This window comes from Acinetobacter higginsii, from assembly GCF_000369525.1.
In the GTDB taxonomy this organism is placed as follows: domain Bacteria; phylum Pseudomonadota; class Gammaproteobacteria; order Pseudomonadales; family Moraxellaceae; genus Acinetobacter; species Acinetobacter higginsii.
Genome location: NZ_KB850073.1, coordinates 348,149 through 363,295, shown reverse-complemented (window position 1 = coordinate 363,295; position 15,147 = coordinate 348,149). Strand labels below are relative to the sequence as shown.

The 15,147-nt window shown below is 43.4% G+C and carries 16 protein-coding genes; all 16 read left to right on the top strand.

Annotated elements, in window-relative coordinates; genetic code table 11:
• The first annotated feature begins 11 nt into the window (after positions 1 to 11).
• The 16 genes from pilW (at position 12) to F902_RS20165 (ending at position 15,139) form a co-directional block, all read left to right on the top strand.
• Positions 12 to 818, top strand: coding sequence for a type IV pilus biogenesis/stability protein PilW (gene pilW / locus F902_RS20240; protein ID WP_004802644.1), 807 nt, complete (start codon positions 12 to 14; stop codon positions 816 to 818).
• Positions 809 to 1,603 (top strand): helix-turn-helix domain-containing protein, encoded by a 795-nt coding sequence (locus F902_RS20235; protein ID WP_004802646.1) that lies wholly within the window; start codon positions 809 to 811, stop codon positions 1,601 to 1,603. Before pilW ends, F902_RS20235 begins: the two co-directional genes overlap by 10 nt.
• Positions 1,604 to 1,625: 22 nt before the next feature.
• Positions 1,626 to 2,741 carry a flavodoxin-dependent (E)-4-hydroxy-3-methylbut-2-enyl-diphosphate synthase gene (ispG, locus tag F902_RS20230; protein WP_004802647.1) on the top strand — a complete coding sequence of 372 codons (1,116 nt, stop codon included), beginning with the start codon at positions 1,626 to 1,628 and terminating at the stop codon, positions 2,739 to 2,741.
• The gene (gene hisS, locus F902_RS20225) at positions 2,738 to 4,030 is read left to right on the top strand and encodes a histidine--tRNA ligase (protein WP_005206344.1); all 1,293 of its coding nucleotides are present in this window, start codon (positions 2,738 to 2,740) and stop codon (positions 4,028 to 4,030) included. The genes ispG and hisS overlap by 4 nt, the downstream gene beginning before the upstream one ends.
• Positions 4,031 to 4,059: 29 nt before the next feature.
• The gene (locus tag F902_RS20220) at positions 4,060 to 4,758 is read left to right on the top strand and encodes a YfgM family protein (RefSeq protein ID WP_004802650.1); all 699 of its coding nucleotides are present in this window, start codon (positions 4,060 to 4,062) and stop codon (positions 4,756 to 4,758) included.
• Complete coding sequence (gene bamB / locus F902_RS20215) at positions 4,758 to 5,900, top strand: outer membrane protein assembly factor BamB (protein ID WP_004802651.1); 1,143 nt, start codon at positions 4,758 to 4,760, stop codon at positions 5,898 to 5,900. Before F902_RS20220 ends, bamB begins: the two co-directional genes overlap by 1 nt.
• A gap of 176 nt (positions 5,901 to 6,076) precedes the next feature.
• On the top strand, positions 6,077 to 7,486 hold the full coding sequence (der, locus tag F902_RS20210; RefSeq protein ID WP_004802653.1) for a ribosome biogenesis GTPase Der: 1,410 nt from the start codon (positions 6,077 to 6,079) through the stop codon (positions 7,484 to 7,486).
• Between the two features lie 250 nt (positions 7,487 to 7,736).
• Entirely contained in the window at positions 7,737 to 8,351 is a 615-nt protein-coding gene (locus F902_RS20205) for a beta-ketoacyl synthase chain length factor (RefSeq protein WP_005206342.1), read from the top strand.
• Positions 8,336 to 9,157: a lysophospholipid acyltransferase family protein gene (locus tag F902_RS20200; RefSeq protein WP_085942831.1), complete on the top strand. Its 822-nt coding sequence runs from the start codon at positions 8,336 to 8,338 to the stop codon at positions 9,155 to 9,157. The genes F902_RS20205 and F902_RS20200 overlap by 16 nt, the downstream gene beginning before the upstream one ends.
• A complete protein-coding gene (locus F902_RS20195) occupies positions 9,141 to 9,401 on the top strand; it encodes a phosphopantetheine-binding protein (protein ID WP_005206340.1) in 261 nt (86 codons plus the stop codon). Before F902_RS20200 ends, F902_RS20195 begins: the two co-directional genes overlap by 17 nt.
• 11 nt (positions 9,402 to 9,412) lie before the next feature.
• The gene (locus F902_RS20190; RefSeq protein ID WP_004802664.1) at positions 9,413 to 9,661 is read left to right on the top strand and encodes an acyl carrier protein; all 249 of its coding nucleotides are present in this window, start codon (positions 9,413 to 9,415) and stop codon (positions 9,659 to 9,661) included.
• Positions 9,658 to 10,209: a COG4648 family protein gene (locus tag F902_RS20185; RefSeq protein WP_005206339.1), complete on the top strand. Its 552-nt coding sequence runs from the start codon at positions 9,658 to 9,660 to the stop codon at positions 10,207 to 10,209. Before F902_RS20190 ends, F902_RS20185 begins: the two co-directional genes overlap by 4 nt.
• 6 nt (positions 10,210 to 10,215) lie before the next feature.
• Positions 10,216 to 11,889, top strand: a complete 1,674-nt coding sequence (locus F902_RS20180; RefSeq protein WP_005206338.1) for an ApeI family dehydratase — start codon at positions 10,216 to 10,218, stop codon at positions 11,887 to 11,889.
• A 10-nt stretch (positions 11,890 to 11,899) separates the two neighbouring features.
• Positions 11,900 to 12,640, top strand: coding sequence for a glycosyltransferase family 2 protein (locus F902_RS20175; protein ID WP_005206337.1), 741 nt, complete (start codon positions 11,900 to 11,902; stop codon positions 12,638 to 12,640).
• Entirely contained in the window at positions 12,640 to 13,572 is a 933-nt protein-coding gene (locus tag F902_RS20170; protein ID WP_005206335.1) for an LpxL/LpxP family acyltransferase, read from the top strand. The genes F902_RS20175 and F902_RS20170 overlap by 1 nt, the downstream gene beginning before the upstream one ends.
• Before the next feature lie 25 nt (positions 13,573 to 13,597).
• Complete coding sequence (locus F902_RS20165) at positions 13,598 to 15,139, top strand: HAL/PAL/TAL family ammonia-lyase (RefSeq protein WP_026057562.1); 1,542 nt, start codon at positions 13,598 to 13,600, stop codon at positions 15,137 to 15,139.
• Positions 15,140 to 15,147 lie beyond the last annotated feature (8 nt).

Genomic DNA, 15,147 nt, shown 5'->3' with positions numbered 1-15,147 from the left:
GGGAAAAGGCGTTGAATACCACTCGACCAAAAACGATTATTGCGACAGCTGTTGTGTTTACTTTACTTGGCTTAACAGCATGTCAATCAACATCTTCAACATTAAAAAAAGATCCAGAAAAAGCAGTGCAAGTCCGGACCCAACTTGCAGCTGAATATATTCGCAATCGTGATTTAGACGCAGCTAAGCGTTCGCTGGACCAAGCCCTAAAGGTTGATTCACGTGATGCCAATGCCAATATGATGATGGGGATTTTGCTGCAACAAGAAGGTAGCAAGACCAATATGGAAAAAGCAGAAGCTTATTTTAAGCGTGCAATTTCCTCAGAACCTGATAATGCTCAAGCGCGTAATAATTACGGTACATATTTGTATCAAGAGCAACGCTATAATGATGCCATTGAGCAATTTACTCGTGCGGGTGCAACCTTAGGGTATGAACAGCGTTTTCAGTCGTTGGAAAACCTAGGACGAATCTATTTGAAATTGGGCGATGTTGCGAATGCTGAAAAATCATTCAAACAAGCGCTACAAGCGAATCGAAATGCAACCATTTCAATGTTAGAGTTGGCGGAAATTTTCTATTTGCAACAAAATAATAGAGATGCGTCGCAACTATACGAACAATATGTTCGTAACGTGGGACAGAAAAACCAAGGTGCTCGGGCACTTTGGATTGGTCTACGCATTGCTCGAGCGAATGCGGATCAATTAGGAATGCAAGTGTTAGTCAATCAGCTACGTGCGCTATTTCCTGATAGTCCAGAATATCAACGTTATTTGCAATTACAGTACAGTACTGAGGCCGTATGGAAATAAATCCAAATTCACATCAGCCAACTGGCTCAACCTCGCCATCGTCAACCTTAGGAAATATTCAACGACCTGGTGAGTATTTGCGTCAAATTCGTATTGCACAAAAGAAAGAAATTGAAGAGATTGCAAACGTATTGAATATGCCTGTCAAAACATTGACAGCATTAGAGCAAGATGATTATAAATCATTACCTGAAGCAACTTTTATCAAAGGTTATTATCGAGCTTATGCAAAGCATTTAAATGCAGATGCTAGTGCGATCATTCAGCGTTTTGATGAAATCTATGTTAATGATACTGGACTGAAAGCTAGCCATGCCTTGAATAATTCTCCGATTAAAATTATGGGGAAATTATCAGGTTCGAAAAGCGTGCGTAACCGTATCTGGTTAAAACGTATTGCAATCGTTGCGGCTGTTGCAGTCTTAGCATGGTTGGCGGTTATGGCGGTGCAGAATTGGACATCAAGCCATAAAGATGAAGATGATGTACCGAAGATCAAAAATTCGGATGTTCAGATTTTGCCAATGGGGAATACCACCACTGCAACATCTGGTGACCAATTGGTGTTGAATTTTAATCGACCAACTTCTGTGCATATTGTCGATGCAACAGGTAAAGTATTGGCAACAGGTCGTCAAGCATCGACTTTGACTTTAAGTGGCGAATCGCCATTTCAAATTCGTTTAGATGACGCGACCGCAGTCGCATTGACTTTAAATCAGGAGCAAATCTCCTTGTCTCCATATACAGTCAATGGAAAAGCAGAATTCCGTTTGTCTCGTTAATGCCAAAGAGTAGAGCTATACGATGATTGTGAATCCAATTAAACGCCGTCCAACACGAAAAATCCGTGTTGGTTCAGTGTATGTCGGTGGTGATGCCCCGATCAGTGTTCAAAGTATGACCAATACTGAAACCTGTGATGTGGATGCAACTGTGGCGCAAATCCAGCGCTGTGCAGATGCAGGTGCAGATATCATGCGTGTTTCAGTACCGTCGATGGAAGCAGCAGAGGCGTTTGGCGCGATTCGTAAGCGCGTTTCTGTACCTTTGGTGGCAGATATTCATTTTGATCATCGTATTGCTTTAGCGGTTGCGGATTATGGCGCAGACTGTTTACGTATCAATCCGGGTAATATCGGTTCGGATCAGAAAGTGCGTGAAGTGGTCGCTGCAGCGAAACACCATGGTATTTCGATTCGTATTGGGGTCAATGCTGGGTCTCTGGAAAAAGACTTACAAGTGAAATATGGTGAGCCAACAGGGCAGGCCTTACTTGAATCGGCAATGCGTCATATCGATATTCTGGACCGTTTAGATTTCCATGAGTTTAAAGTCAGTGTCAAAGCATCGAATGTGTTCCTGACCATGGATGCTTATCGCTTGCTGTCTCAACAGATCGATAATCCGTTACACCTTGGTGTCACTGAGGCAGGGATTTACCGTACTGGTACGGTGAAATCAGCCATCGCACTGGGTGGACTGTTGATGGAAGGCATTGGCGATACCATGCGCATCTCGCTTGCAGCTGAACCAGAAGATGAAATTAAAATCGGTTTTGATATTTTAAAATCATTGGGCTTGCGCTCAAACGGGATTAACTTTATTGCTTGTCCAAGCTGTTCGCGTCAGGAATTCAATGTGATTCAAGTGATGCAGGCCTTGGAAGAGCGTTTAGAAGATATTCGTACCCCGATGGATTTGTCTGTGATCGGGTGTAAAGTGAATGGTCCAGGTGAAGCCAAAGAAGCGGATATCGGGATTGTAGGTGCATCACCTCGTTCACTGGTCTATCGAAATGGTGAAAAGAGCCATTTAATTGATACAAATCAGCTGGTTGATGAAATTGAAACAATGGTTCGTCAACGTGTTCAAGAGCTTGAAGAAGCAAAATCTAAAGTCATTATTCGTAGTTCATCATGAGTTCAATCGTCGCTATCAAAGGTTTTAATGACACCCTTCCAACGCAAACTGCGGCTTGGAGAAGTCTGGAACAACAACTTGCATCGTTAATGGATGCATATGGTTATCAACAAATCCGTTTGCCAATCGTTGAGCAAACAGGTCTATTCAAGCGTGCCATTGGTGATGCGACTGATATTGTTGAAAAAGAAATGTATACCTTTTTCGACAAAGGTACACCGCCAGAATCACTGACCTTGCGTCCTGAAGGAACGGCAGGTTGTGTGCGTGCGATGTTAGAGCATAACTTACTGCGTGGTGCGACACCGCGTGTATGGTATCTCGGGCCTATGTTCCGCTATGAAAAACCACAAAAAGGTCGTTATCGCCAATTCCATCAATTTGGTGTGGAAACTTTTGGTGTCGCAACGCCGGATATTGATGCTGAAATCATTTTAATGACCGCACGTTTATGGAAACGTATGGGTGTGGCTGCGAATGTTCGCTTAGAGTTAAATACTTTAGGTGAAAGTGATGAACGTGCAGAATATCGTGCGGCTTTGGTTGAGTTCTTAAACCAGCACAAAGATGCGTTGGATGAAGATTCGCAACGTCGTTTAACGACGAATCCATTGCGTATTTTGGATTCTAAAATTGAATCAACGCAAAAGATTTTGGAAAATGCACCGAAGTTGCATGATTTCTTAAAAGAAGATTCAATTAATCACTTTCAGCAATTACAGCAATACTTAACGGATGCTGGTGTTGAGTTTGTGATTAACCAAAAGCTCGTTCGTGGTTTGGATTACTACAACAAAACGGTATTTGAATGGACCACCACCATGTTGGGTTCACAAGGGACGGTTTGTGCTGGTGGTCGCTACGATGGCTTGGTTGGACAGCTCAAAGGTAAAGCAGATCAGTCTGTACCAGCGGTTGGTTTTGCCATGGGGATGGAGCGTTTGTTGTTATTGGTCGAGCAAGTTGCGCAAACCAAAGATGTCCGTGATTGTGAAGTGTTTTTATTGGCTGAGCCGGCGTATCAAGCCAAAGCCTTGGTCTTGGCTGAACAAATCCGTGACCAGTTAGAAGCAGCGAACAGTTCAATCCGCTTAAAAACTGGATCTCAAGGTAGCATGAAAAGCCAAATGAAAAAGGCCGATCAATCAGGTGCAACCTATGCAGTGATCTTGGGCGAGCGTGAGTGGGAATCTCAGCAGTTATTGGTGAAAGAGCTTGCAACGGCTGAACAGACACAAGTGGCTTTAACTGAACTGACGCCATTTTTTATCGAAAAATTTAAACAATAAATTGCACAATTTAGGAAAAGGACAATCACATGAGTTTAAGTGATGATGAACAACTCGACCAGTTAAAGTCGTTTGCCAAAAAATATGGTTCTGCAATGATTAGCGGAATTCTCATTGCCTTGATTGCCTTTTTCGGATGGGAATATTGGCAAAAGAAAAACCTTGCTGAAGCCCAGAACCAAACAGCAAAGGTACAGAAATTGATGGATGAAGCGAAAGCGGCATCAGGTCAACCAAATGCCTTTGCCAGCTTATCTGAAGCGGCGGATAAAATTGTGAAAGATGATGCGGATTCAGCACAAGCGATTCAAACACAATTTATCATGGCGAAACTTGCTTATGACAAGCAAGATTATGCTGCTGCTGAAAAAGCCTTGAAGAAAGTTGAAACTTCAAAAGTTAAAGATGCTGGTTTAGTTCAAATTGTTAAATTACGTTTAGCGGATGCGCAATTGGCGCAAAGCAAATACGATGAAGCGTTAAAAACCTTAACGAGCGTGACTGATCCTGCGTTTAAGGCGACTGCTGATGAACTTCGCGGTGATATTTTTGTTGCGAAAAAAGACAATGAATCTGCGCGTAAAGCATATCAAAGTGCATGGGATAACCTACTCGAGCGTAAACAAGAACGTCAGCTTTTACAAATTAAACTCGAAAGTGTTGGCGTTTTAGTAGATGATCCTGAGTTTGAGCGCCCGATCTTAGATACCAAAGTGGATGAGTCTTAATGCAGAATAAACTAAAATTACCTTTGGCAATTGCAATTGCTTCAGCTTTACTCGTTGGTTGTTCAAGCAATAAAGTAAAAGAAGCAAAACCGAATCCATTGCCAAAAATCACGCAAGAACAAAATTTAAACCTTGTGTTTTCACAAAGTGTCTCGTCTACTGATGCTGCGGAAGCTTTACGTTTGCAGTTGGATACAGACAATGGCGTGATTTTTGCGATTGACCCAGATGGTCAGGTTTCTGCATACAAAGGTAAACAGCGTCTTTGGAAAAGTAAAATTACCAAACAAGAACTCACTGCTGGTGTAGAAGCAGGTGAGGGAATTGTGGTGAGCGGTAATCGCAAAGGTCAGTTATTTGCTTTAGACCAAGCCACAGGTGAACAGAAGTGGACCGCAAAATTGTCAGGTGCCATTTTATCTCCGTCTCTGATCCAGTCAGGTCGTGTGATTACGATTGCCAATGATGGTACGGTATTTGCGCATGATGCAGCGACAGGACAACAGGTTTGGGCGTATAAGCTACCGAATGTTCAGTTTAGTTTGCGTGGTCAACCAGCACCTGTTCGCTTAGATGAGCGTACTGTGCTAATTGGTTCTGCCAATGCCTATGTTTATGCTTTGGATATCATCAGTGGTGTACCGCGTTTCCAACGTCGTGTGGCGATCAGTGAAGGTCGTTCTGACATTCAGCGACTAGTGGATGTTGTGGGTGATCCAGTGGTTTCAGGTCAATATTTGGTGACGACTAGCTTCCAAGGTCAAGTGACCGTGACTGATCTTGCGACACAACGTGTGGTGTGGAGCGAAGATGCGAGCAGTACCAATAGCGCTGAAGTTGCGGATGATAAAGTTTTCGTTGCGACCACAGATGGCAAGTTGAATGCATATAACTTGGCAACAGGTGAGCTAGTTTGGCAAAATGAAGAATTGTTGAATCGTAAGCTTAGCAATCCTGTGATGCTAGGACAAAACCTTGTTGTGGGTGATTTGGATGGTGTGATTCATCTGATTAATCCAGCCTCAGGTAAGCTAATTGGTCGTGCAAAAACCAGTGGTGAAGTTCGCTCATTACGTGTGATTGACAATCAGCTTTATGTCGCAACACGAAAAGGTGCATTAACCATTTGGCAGAATCGTTAATTTTGTCTTAGCTTGTGGTAAAATGCTCAATTAGCTATTGCTAATAAAAGAATGATCGGGGTATTTGTTTAAACAAAACCCCGAATTTTTATTGTGATTACTTGATCACCAAAATCTTCCATACTGTTTCTGATACGATGTCATCAACGATGGCTCGTCTGAATTAAGGTTAATCTATGAAACCCGTTATTGCGCTCATTGGTCGTCCAAACGTCGGAAAATCAACGCTATTTAACCAAATCACCAAAAGTCGTGATGCTTTGGTTGCTGACTTCGCTGGTTTAACTCGTGACCGCAAATACGGCGATGCGGTTTATCAAAATAAATCGTTCATTGTTGTCGATACGGGTGGTATTGGTGAGAACGAAGGTGGTATCGACTCTTACATGGCCGAGCAGTCGAAAACTGCGATTCATGAAGCAGACATCATTGTTTTTGTCGTTGATGCGCGTGCTGGCCTCTTGGCGTCAGATGAGCAAATCGCTCGTGAACTTCGTACTTTAGGCAAGAAAGTATATCTGGTTGCCAACAAAGTAGATGGTGTACATGCAGAAGCTGCTCTGGTTGAGTTTTATAAGCTTGGTATGGGGGAGCCATTACAAGTTGCGGCGAGCCATGGACGTGGCGTACAACAGATGCTCGAAGATGTCTTGGCTGAGGTTCCAGAAGATGAGAATCCAGAAGAACATGACAAAGCTACAGGTTTACGCTTAGCCATTATTGGTCGTCCTAACGTCGGTAAATCAACCTTGGTTAACCGCCTGTTGGGTGAAGACCGTGTTGTTGCATTTGACCAACCGGGTACAACACGTGACTCAATTTATATTCCTTATGAGCGCGATGGTCGTCAATATACTTTGATCGATACAGCAGGTGTACGCCGTAAAGGTAAAGTAGAGGAAATGATTGAGAAATTCTCAATTGTGAAAACTTTACAAGCCATTAAAGATGCGCATGTGATTGTGGTGGTACTAGATGCCCGTGAAGGGGTGGTCGAACAAGATTTACATTTGATTGGTTATGCGCTTGAAGCTGGTCGTGCCATGGTGATTGCGATCAACAAATGGGACAACATGACCGAGTATGATCGCAAGCAATGTAAGTTGGATGTAGACCGTCGTTTTGACTTTATTCCTTGGGCCAAAGTTCATTTAATTTCGGCATTGCATGGCACTGGCGTAGGTGAAATGTACCCAACCATCCATCGTGCTTATGACTCATCACATTTAAAAGTTTCTCCTGCGAAACTGACTCAGATTTTGAATGATGCGACTGAAGCGCACCAACCGCCGATGATTGGTGGTAAACGTATTAAAATGCGTTATGCCCATATGGGTGGACAGAACCCACCAACCATCGTGATTCATGGTAACAAGGTAGACAAAACACCTGCGGATTATCGTCGTTATCTTGAGAATGTGTTCCGTAAAGTTTATAAACTGGAAGGAACGCCGGTTCGTGTAGATTTCAAAACATCGGATAATCCATTTGAGGGGCGTAAATCTCAAGTCGATGAGCGTGTAGCAGCACGTAAACGTCGCTATGTTCAGAAGTTCAAGAAAGCGGAAAAGAAATTCAAACGTTAAGCTGGTCTTGATGATAAAAGCCCAAAGTTTGCTTTGGGCTTTTTTGATGCTATTCTTTTATTAGTTAATATAAACAATGCATATTTTTGTTTAGTTTGGCTTGGCTTTGGGTTTTATTTAAAATAAATAATATAAGTTGTTGAAATGTAATAAGAATTATTTTTTGTTAAATTTCGCACCAGTGCTATAATGCCACCGCAAAATTTCTACAAATTGATTATTTTTTAAACCATATTGGATTGTGCATTGCATGTTGAAACTCCATATAACGCAGCCTCAGTTGATTGATGCACAGCAAAACTATGCTGCGTTGGACGCTATTCCAGCCATGCAGCGTCGCCGTCTATCTGCATTGGCAAAAATGGCATTAAGCAGTGCTTTGACAAGCTTAAATGGTCAACATGTTGATTATATTGTATGGGTTTCCCGATTTGGGGATGAACAAAAAACCTTGGATATTCTCCAAGACGTATTACAACAACAAACACCATCTCCAACACAATTTTCAACCTCAGTTCATAATGCAATTGCAGGCTTGTATTCGATTCTATGTCAGGATGCGACGCCCTCGACAAGTTTAAGCTGTGAATGGACGGAAGCATTGATTGAGGCTTATGCAATTTTAAAGTCAACAACTACCGCACAACGTGTGTTAGTGGTGGCATATGATCAAGCTTTACCGAGTGTTTATGCTGATACGGTTGAGTTCCCCGCATTTGCTTTGGCGACCGTTGTGAGTTTAGAAAATCCCAATCTGGAAGTTTTACAGCTCAGTGGCTCGGAATCATTAGAAAGTTTAGCTTTTTACCAGTTTTGGCAGGCTGCAGAAGTAGGTCAATCTGTGTTGAGATGGAAAAAATGTTAAAGCTGAATCAGATTAAACAGAAAGCCAATTATGCTTGGCGTGTTGCAGCAACAGGTTTCAGCTTTGCCAGTTTTGGTGCCGGTGGGGTTGGGATTGCAACCATTGTGGCACCCTTGGTTCATTTAAGCAGCCGCAATCCAGTTGTACGTCAGCAACGTGCACAGCAAGTCATTCATTACAGCTTTAAGGGCTTTACTGAAATGATGGTCAAACTTGGCGTCATGACCTATTCAGTCGAGGGGCTGGAAAAACTGCAACATAGCCGCCAAGAGTTGGTAATTGCCAATCATCCGACCTTGATTGATGTGGTGGTGATGATTGGATTGATGCAGCAGGCCAATTGTGTGGTGAAGCAATCGCTTTGGTCAAATCCGTTTACTCGTGGTCCAGTACGTAGTGCGGGTTATATTTTAAATGCGGGTTCGCAGCAGTTTATTGAAGACTGTGTGCTTCGATTAAAACAGCAAGGTGCAGCTTCATTACTGATTTTTCCTGAAGGAACGCGAACCGAAAAAGGCGAATGTCTGAATGAGTTCCAACGCGGCGCTGCAAATATTGCGATTCGTGCCAATGTGCCAGTACGTCCAGTTTTGATTAGATGTACACCCTCGACCTTAACCAAAAATGAAAAATGGTATCATGTGCCCGCACAGCCTTTTCATATCGAGATTAAGGTACTGGATGCAATTGAAGTCCAAGATATCTTGGCAGATTCAGACGTATCACCGAAACAGGTGCGTCAGTTGAATCAAGGTTTTTATCAAATTTTTAATAATGAGTTATCGAAAAATGAGCAATCTTGCTGATGAATTAAAGCAAATGATTATTGATGTTCTCGCGCTTGAGGATATTGGCATCAGTGATATTGAAACTGAAGCACCATTGTTTGGTGAGGGTTTGGGCTTAGACTCAATTGATGCGCTCGAGTTGGGCTTGGCATTGAAAAAACGCTATAACATTCATTTGAATGCAGAATCAGATGAAACCAAACAACATTTTAAATCAGTTCAAAGTTTAGTGGCTTTGGTTGAAGCTCAGCAAGCAGGTTAAGGAGTAGATCGATGTTAACTCAAGAACAGGTGCTGGCAAAGTTAAGAGAGTGGATGCAGGATTTATTCGAAATTGAACCTGATGATATCCAACTTGATTCCAATTTATATGAAGATCTCGATGTAGACAGTATTGATGCTGTCGATCTGGTGGTTAAAATTAAAGAACTGACTGGTAAACAAGTCAAGCCTGAAGATTTTAAAGCAGTCAGAACCGTACAAGATGTTGTTGCTGTCATTCAGAACATGACCGCTGAATGAGACATCTCATTAGAGGGGGATTGATCACTTTTTTTGTGTTGTACCCCTTTATTGTTGGATGGAGCCTGTCGCATGGACAGTTCATCTGGGTCAGTATTTTACTGATCGTTTTGGGTGTGAGTCGCTTGCTGAGCGCCAAAAGAGATTTGATGTTACCACTGACTGGTTTAGCCATTATTTGTGGTGGATTGAGCCTGATTTTAAAAGATCATGCTTGGCTCAAGCTTTATCCTGTGGGTATGAGTCTTGGTGCGTTGATCATTTTTGCACTGACACTGTATCGACCACCGTCCATGATTGAGCGTTTTGCGCGTCTGGTTGAGCCTGATCTGCCAGCCTCTGGTGTAGTATGGACACGGAAAGTCACTGTGGTTTGGTGCTTCTTCTTTGCAATAAACGCCATCATTGCACTGGCAACGGTATTTGCACCCATGAAATATTGGATCATTTATAACGGCTTTGTGTCTTACCTATTGATGGGGATATTATTCCTCGGTGAGTACATCTTGCGAAAAAAACATCAACGTTTAAATCAAACGACCCCTTAAAATATTATGCCTATTTCTTTTTATAATGATGCTGATTCAGCGAATGCGTTGTGTATTAGCTCTGAATTAAAAACAATTTCTTATGCCGATTTTTGGCAAGACGTCGCTGAACAAGCCGCCGCAATCAGGGGATTGAGCCAAGAGACTTGGGCATTGTGGGAACAAGATAGTTACCAGTTTTTGCTATTATTTTTTGCAGGCTTATTGGCCAATAAAAAAATCATTTTACCTCCCAATCGTGTTCGAGATTTAGAACAACAATTGGCCCAGCAACAGATTTACTTTCTGAGCCGTCAACCTGTTGCTGCGACTGTGAATGTAGACGAAAGCTTTTCGCAACTGATTCGTATACAAGATGATGATTTTTTAAATCAGGCTGAGATCATATTCTTTACCTCGGGTTCAACAGGCGAACCGAAAAAGATTCAACGTACTTTAAAGCAACTGCTCAATGAAGTGGTTGGCTTAGCCAGTAGTTTTCAGTTCAACCAGAAAAGCGTGGCCATTGCGACAGTCAGTCACCAGCATATTTATGGATTATTGTTCAAACTGCTTTTACCACTCGCAACAGGATGTCATTTTTTTAATCCGCAATTGGCTTTTCCTGAAGACGTCATTCAAGCTCAACAGCGTTTAGCCCAACAAGGGTGGAGCAACTACTTGATTTCCAGTCCAGCTTTATTGAAACGCTGGACGCAGGATCTGATCTTGCAGCAGTGTGAACTGGTGTTCAGTTCGGGTGGAAAATTAGATGCAGGCGTCCGACCACATTTGAATGTTCCGATTGTTGAGGTACTCGGGAGCTCAGAAACCGGAGGCATTGCACATCGTCAATATGATGATGCGGCATGGACGGCTTTTAATAATGTCGAGATTCAGATTGCTGCAAATACCCAACTCATGGTGCGAAGTAACCATGCAGGTGAGTCTGGCTGGATCATCACGGGCGATGCTGCTGAGTGGATCAAGATCGACAATAAGCAATTCAAACTTTTAGGTCGCTTGGACCGTATTATCAAGTTGGAAGAAAAGCGCTTGAGTCTGGATGCGATTGAGCACAGTTTGAATACCTTGCAGGAAGTAGAGCAAAGCCACACACTCTTACTTGAACATCAGCATCGACAAATTCTAGCGGCGATTGTGGTGCTCAGTGCCGAGGCTCAACAGCAATTAATGACGATAGGTAAAGCCGCTTTTGTCAAACAGTTGAAGCAGCCGTTACAGTATCAGTTGGAAAGCATTGCCATTCCTCGACAATGGCGTTTTTTGAGTCAGATTCCACAAAATACCCAGTCAAAACGGGATAAAAATTATTTAAAAGCATTATTTAGCCCAATGTTACAGCCTGTCGTGTTATCGCAATGGCAACAACAGGATGAGCAGTATTTCAGCCTTGAGTTTCCTGCTGAACTGGAATGTTTTAAGGGGCATTTTCCAACCCAACCGATTTATCCGGGTGTGGGACAAATTGGCTTTATTCAGCAGTTTGCCAAGAATAGTTGGTCTGATTTACAGTGGTGTCAGGGGTTTGAGCAATTGAAGTTTCAAAACCTGATTCGTCCTTATGCTGTGGTGCAATTAAAATTAAGTCGTAAATTACATAAAATCAGCTTTGAAATCACCTCAGAGCAACGGGTCTTGGCTTCAGGGCGCTTATTGTTTGCGCTTGAACAGGTTTAGGAGTCCGCTGATGTTGAACTATGGCATTGTTATTCCTGTGTATAATCATCCGCACTATCTTGCTGATCTTGTTGAGTATCTGGAACAATTTCAATGTCCGATTATTCTCATCAATGATGGCAGTGATGCCGAATGTACGGCGATTCTGCATCAACTGGCACAACAGCATCCATTGGTTGATCTAGTGGAACATCAGACCAACCAAGGCAAGGGGCAAGCGGTCATGACTGGGCTGCAACATGCTTTCCAGTTAGGAATGACACATGCACTGCAACTAGATGCGGATGGTCAGCATTGCTGGGAAGATGTGCCGAAATTTATCGAACAGTCGCAGCAACATCCCCAAGCGATGGTGATTGGACAGCCGATCTTTGATGATTCAGTGCCGAAAAAGCGTCTGTATGGACGTTATGTCACGCATTTCTGGGTCTGGTTAAACAGCTTGTCTTTCGAAATTAAAGACAGTATGTGCGGTTTCCGGGTCTATCCCTTGGCGAAAACCATAGCTGTACTCAATGCTGCTCAATTCCAACCTCGAATGGGTTTTGATAGTGAAATTTTGGTCCGCTTAAAATGGGAAGATACCCCTTTTGTGAATGTGCCTACACGGGTAATTTATCCTGAACATGGTGTGTCACATTTTAATGTGTGGCGTGATAATCTAGGCTTAAGTCAGGCACATGCTCGATTATTTGCAGGGATGCTGCTGCGCTTTCCAAAACTGATTTGGCATAAGTTTAAGGCGGACTGATGACGATACCGCAAACTTCGCAGGACACATGGCATCAGATTAAGGAACGAGGCGGACTGTTGCCGCTGATGCTGATGCTTGGATTTTATCGCTGTGGCGGACGTTGGTTATGCCGTGTGGTACTGTATTTTATTATTATGTGGTATTGGCTGTTTGCGGTAACAGCTCGACAGGCTTCTTTACAATATTTACAGCGTTTGCATCAATTTGCAGGGGCTCAGTCACCGTTTGCAGCAATGCCGAACTGGATGAATAGCTATACGCATTTTATGCAGTTTGGTGAGTGTATTCTGGATAAAATTGAGGGCTGGTTAGGGCATATTCCCGAGCAAAAACTGCAATTGTTTGGGCATGAGCACTTCCAGCAACACTATCAAAAAGGCGCGATTATTGTGGTGTCGCACTTTGGCAATATTGAGCTACTGCGGGCGCTAAAGTCAGAGCACCCACAAAAAATTAATGTACTGGTGTATCAAAAGCATGCCTCACAATTTAATCAGTTTTTAAAAAAAATTAATGATAAGGCTGATGTCAATTTAATTGCAGTGGATGAACTTGGCATTGAAACAGCGATGCTGTTACAGGAAAAGATGGAGCAGGGGGAGTGGGTGATCGTGGCGGCGGATCGGATTCCTGTGCAGTCGGATCGAGTGCAAAGCATCCAGTTTTTGGGACATGAGGCTGCATTACCACAAGGGGCATGGATTTTGGCCAATTTACTCAAAGTTCCGGTGCTAGCCGTATTTTGTTATCGCGTCCAGCAGAAGTTTCAGGTGCATATTCATGCGATTGCCAAGCAAGTGGATTTACCGCGTAAAACCCGATTAAGCAGCATGCAGCAGATCACCCAATCCTATGTCGCCGTATTAGAACAACATTGCTTACGGGCACCGTATCAATGGTTTAATTTTTATCAGTTTTGGACAAAATAACGTGAATGCAAGTCAAAGTGAAGCAATGCTCAAGCCGGTTCTGATTGTCGGCGAGCAGCCACTCAGTATTGAAGATGTGGTGGCGGTTGCTCGACAACAGCGTCAAGTGGCTTTACCGACAGCAACAGCTTGGCGTGAATTGATTCAGTGCGGTGCAGATTTTCTGGATCAGTTGTTGCTGGATGAAGGCGTGATCTACGGCGTTACCACAGGCTATGGGGATTCATGTCTGGTTGAAATTCCGATGCATCAAGTCAATGAATTGCCTTTGCATCTGTCTCGTTTTCATGGCTGCGGTCTCGGTGAAAATCTGGATTTGATCACTGCCCGTGCGGTAGTGGTGACTCGTCTTTGTTCACTTGCACGAGGTTATTCGGGGGTGTCTTTGGCCTTGCTGGAGCGTCTGGTCTGGATGCTGAATGAAAACATTATTCCAGTGATTCCATCGGAAGGCTCTGTCGGGGCAAGTGGTGATCTGACGCCTCTGTCCTATATTGCAGGTGCTTTGGTTGGTGAGCGTGATGTCTATGCACAAGGCAAGATTGTGCCGATTGCACAAGTCTATGCAGAGCAAGGCTTGGACGCCTTGGTGTTACGCCCTAAAGAAGGCTTGGCACTGATGAATGGTACCGCGGTGATGACGGCGATTGCCTGCTTAAACTATAAAAAAGCAGAGCAGGTGGCATTGGCCAGTACCTTGATTACCGCTTTGAATGTGTTGGCCTTAGAAGGTAATCCAAGTCATTTTGATGAAGTCTTATTTGCCCAAAAACCGCATCAAGGTCAGCAGCAGATTGCCCAGCAATTACGTGAATGGCTAAACAGTGAAGTGCAGACAGCACACCAAAGTCCACGTTTACAAGATCGTTATTCTTTACGCTGTGCGCCGCATATTATTGGTGTGTTTGAAGATTCAAAAACATGGTTGCGTCAATTTATCGAAAATGAATTAAATTCCAGCAATGATAATCCGCTGATTGATCCTGTGAATTTACGGGTGCTGCATGGCGGGCATTTCTATGGCGGGCATATTGCGCAAGCTATGGACAGTTTGAAGATTATGATCGCCAATATTGCCGACTTGATGGACCGACAAATTGCACAGCTAGTCGACCATAAAATGAATCATGGCTTAGCACGCAATTTAACGGGTGCCAGTGCCGAGCGCCTGCCTTTGAATCATGGTTTTAAAGCGGTACAAATTGGGGTTTCGGCTTGGACCGCTGAAGCCTTGAAGCATACCTTGGCCGCGTCTATTTTCTCACGCTCGACCGAATGCCATAACCAAGACAAAGTCAGTATGGGGACCATTGCCGCCCGAGATGCGACTCGGGTCATTACCTTGACGCAGCAGGTTTTGGCGGCCTTATGCTGTGCCAGTGTACAGGCCGTGCATTTGAAAGGTGTTGAATCTCAACTAAGCCCGCCTTTAAAAGCTTTTGTTGAGTGGACCTTACAAAGTTTTGCACTACTGCAAGAAGATCGTCCTTTACAAACTGAACTACAACAGATTATTGATCGTTTCGACAACTTTGAATTGTTCAATCAATTCCAGCAACAGGTCTAGGAGCGGCA

What these genes read in the sequence shown, in the direction of transcription:
- F902_RS20205 (WP_005206342.1), top strand. Translation starts at nt 7,737, where the DNA reads ATGTTGAAACTCCATATAACGCAGCCTCAGTTGATTGATGCACAGCAA.
- F902_RS20235 (WP_004802646.1), top strand. Translation starts at nt 809, where the DNA reads ATGGAAATAAATCCAAATTCACATCAGCCAACTGGCTCAACCTCGCCA.
- F902_RS20220 (WP_004802650.1), top strand. Translation starts at nt 4,060, where the DNA reads ATGAGTTTAAGTGATGATGAACAACTCGACCAGTTAAAGTCGTTTGCC.
- F902_RS20190 (WP_004802664.1), top strand. Translation starts at nt 9,413, where the DNA reads ATGTTAACTCAAGAACAGGTGCTGGCAAAGTTAAGAGAGTGGATGCAG.
- F902_RS20170 (WP_005206335.1), top strand. Translation starts at nt 12,640, where the DNA reads ATGACGATACCGCAAACTTCGCAGGACACATGGCATCAGATTAAGGAA.
- F902_RS20175 (WP_005206337.1), top strand. Translation starts at nt 11,900, where the DNA reads ATGTTGAACTATGGCATTGTTATTCCTGTGTATAATCATCCGCACTAT.
- F902_RS20180 (WP_005206338.1), top strand. Translation starts at nt 10,216, where the DNA reads ATGCCTATTTCTTTTTATAATGATGCTGATTCAGCGAATGCGTTGTGT.
- der (WP_004802653.1), top strand. Translation starts at nt 6,077, where the DNA reads ATGAAACCCGTTATTGCGCTCATTGGTCGTCCAAACGTCGGAAAATCA.
- F902_RS20185 (WP_005206339.1), top strand. Translation starts at nt 9,658, where the DNA reads ATGAGACATCTCATTAGAGGGGGATTGATCACTTTTTTTGTGTTGTAC.
- hisS (WP_005206344.1), top strand. Translation starts at nt 2,738, where the DNA reads ATGAGTTCAATCGTCGCTATCAAAGGTTTTAATGACACCCTTCCAACG.
- F902_RS20165 (WP_026057562.1), top strand. Translation starts at nt 13,598, where the DNA reads ATGCTCAAGCCGGTTCTGATTGTCGGCGAGCAGCCACTCAGTATTGAA.
- F902_RS20195 (WP_005206340.1), top strand. Translation starts at nt 9,141, where the DNA reads ATGAGCAATCTTGCTGATGAATTAAAGCAAATGATTATTGATGTTCTC.
- bamB (WP_004802651.1), top strand. Translation starts at nt 4,758, where the DNA reads ATGCAGAATAAACTAAAATTACCTTTGGCAATTGCAATTGCTTCAGCT.
- ispG (WP_004802647.1), top strand. Translation starts at nt 1,626, where the DNA reads ATGATTGTGAATCCAATTAAACGCCGTCCAACACGAAAAATCCGTGTT.
- F902_RS20200 (WP_085942831.1), top strand. Translation starts at nt 8,336, where the DNA reads ATGGAAAAAATGTTAAAGCTGAATCAGATTAAACAGAAAGCCAATTAT.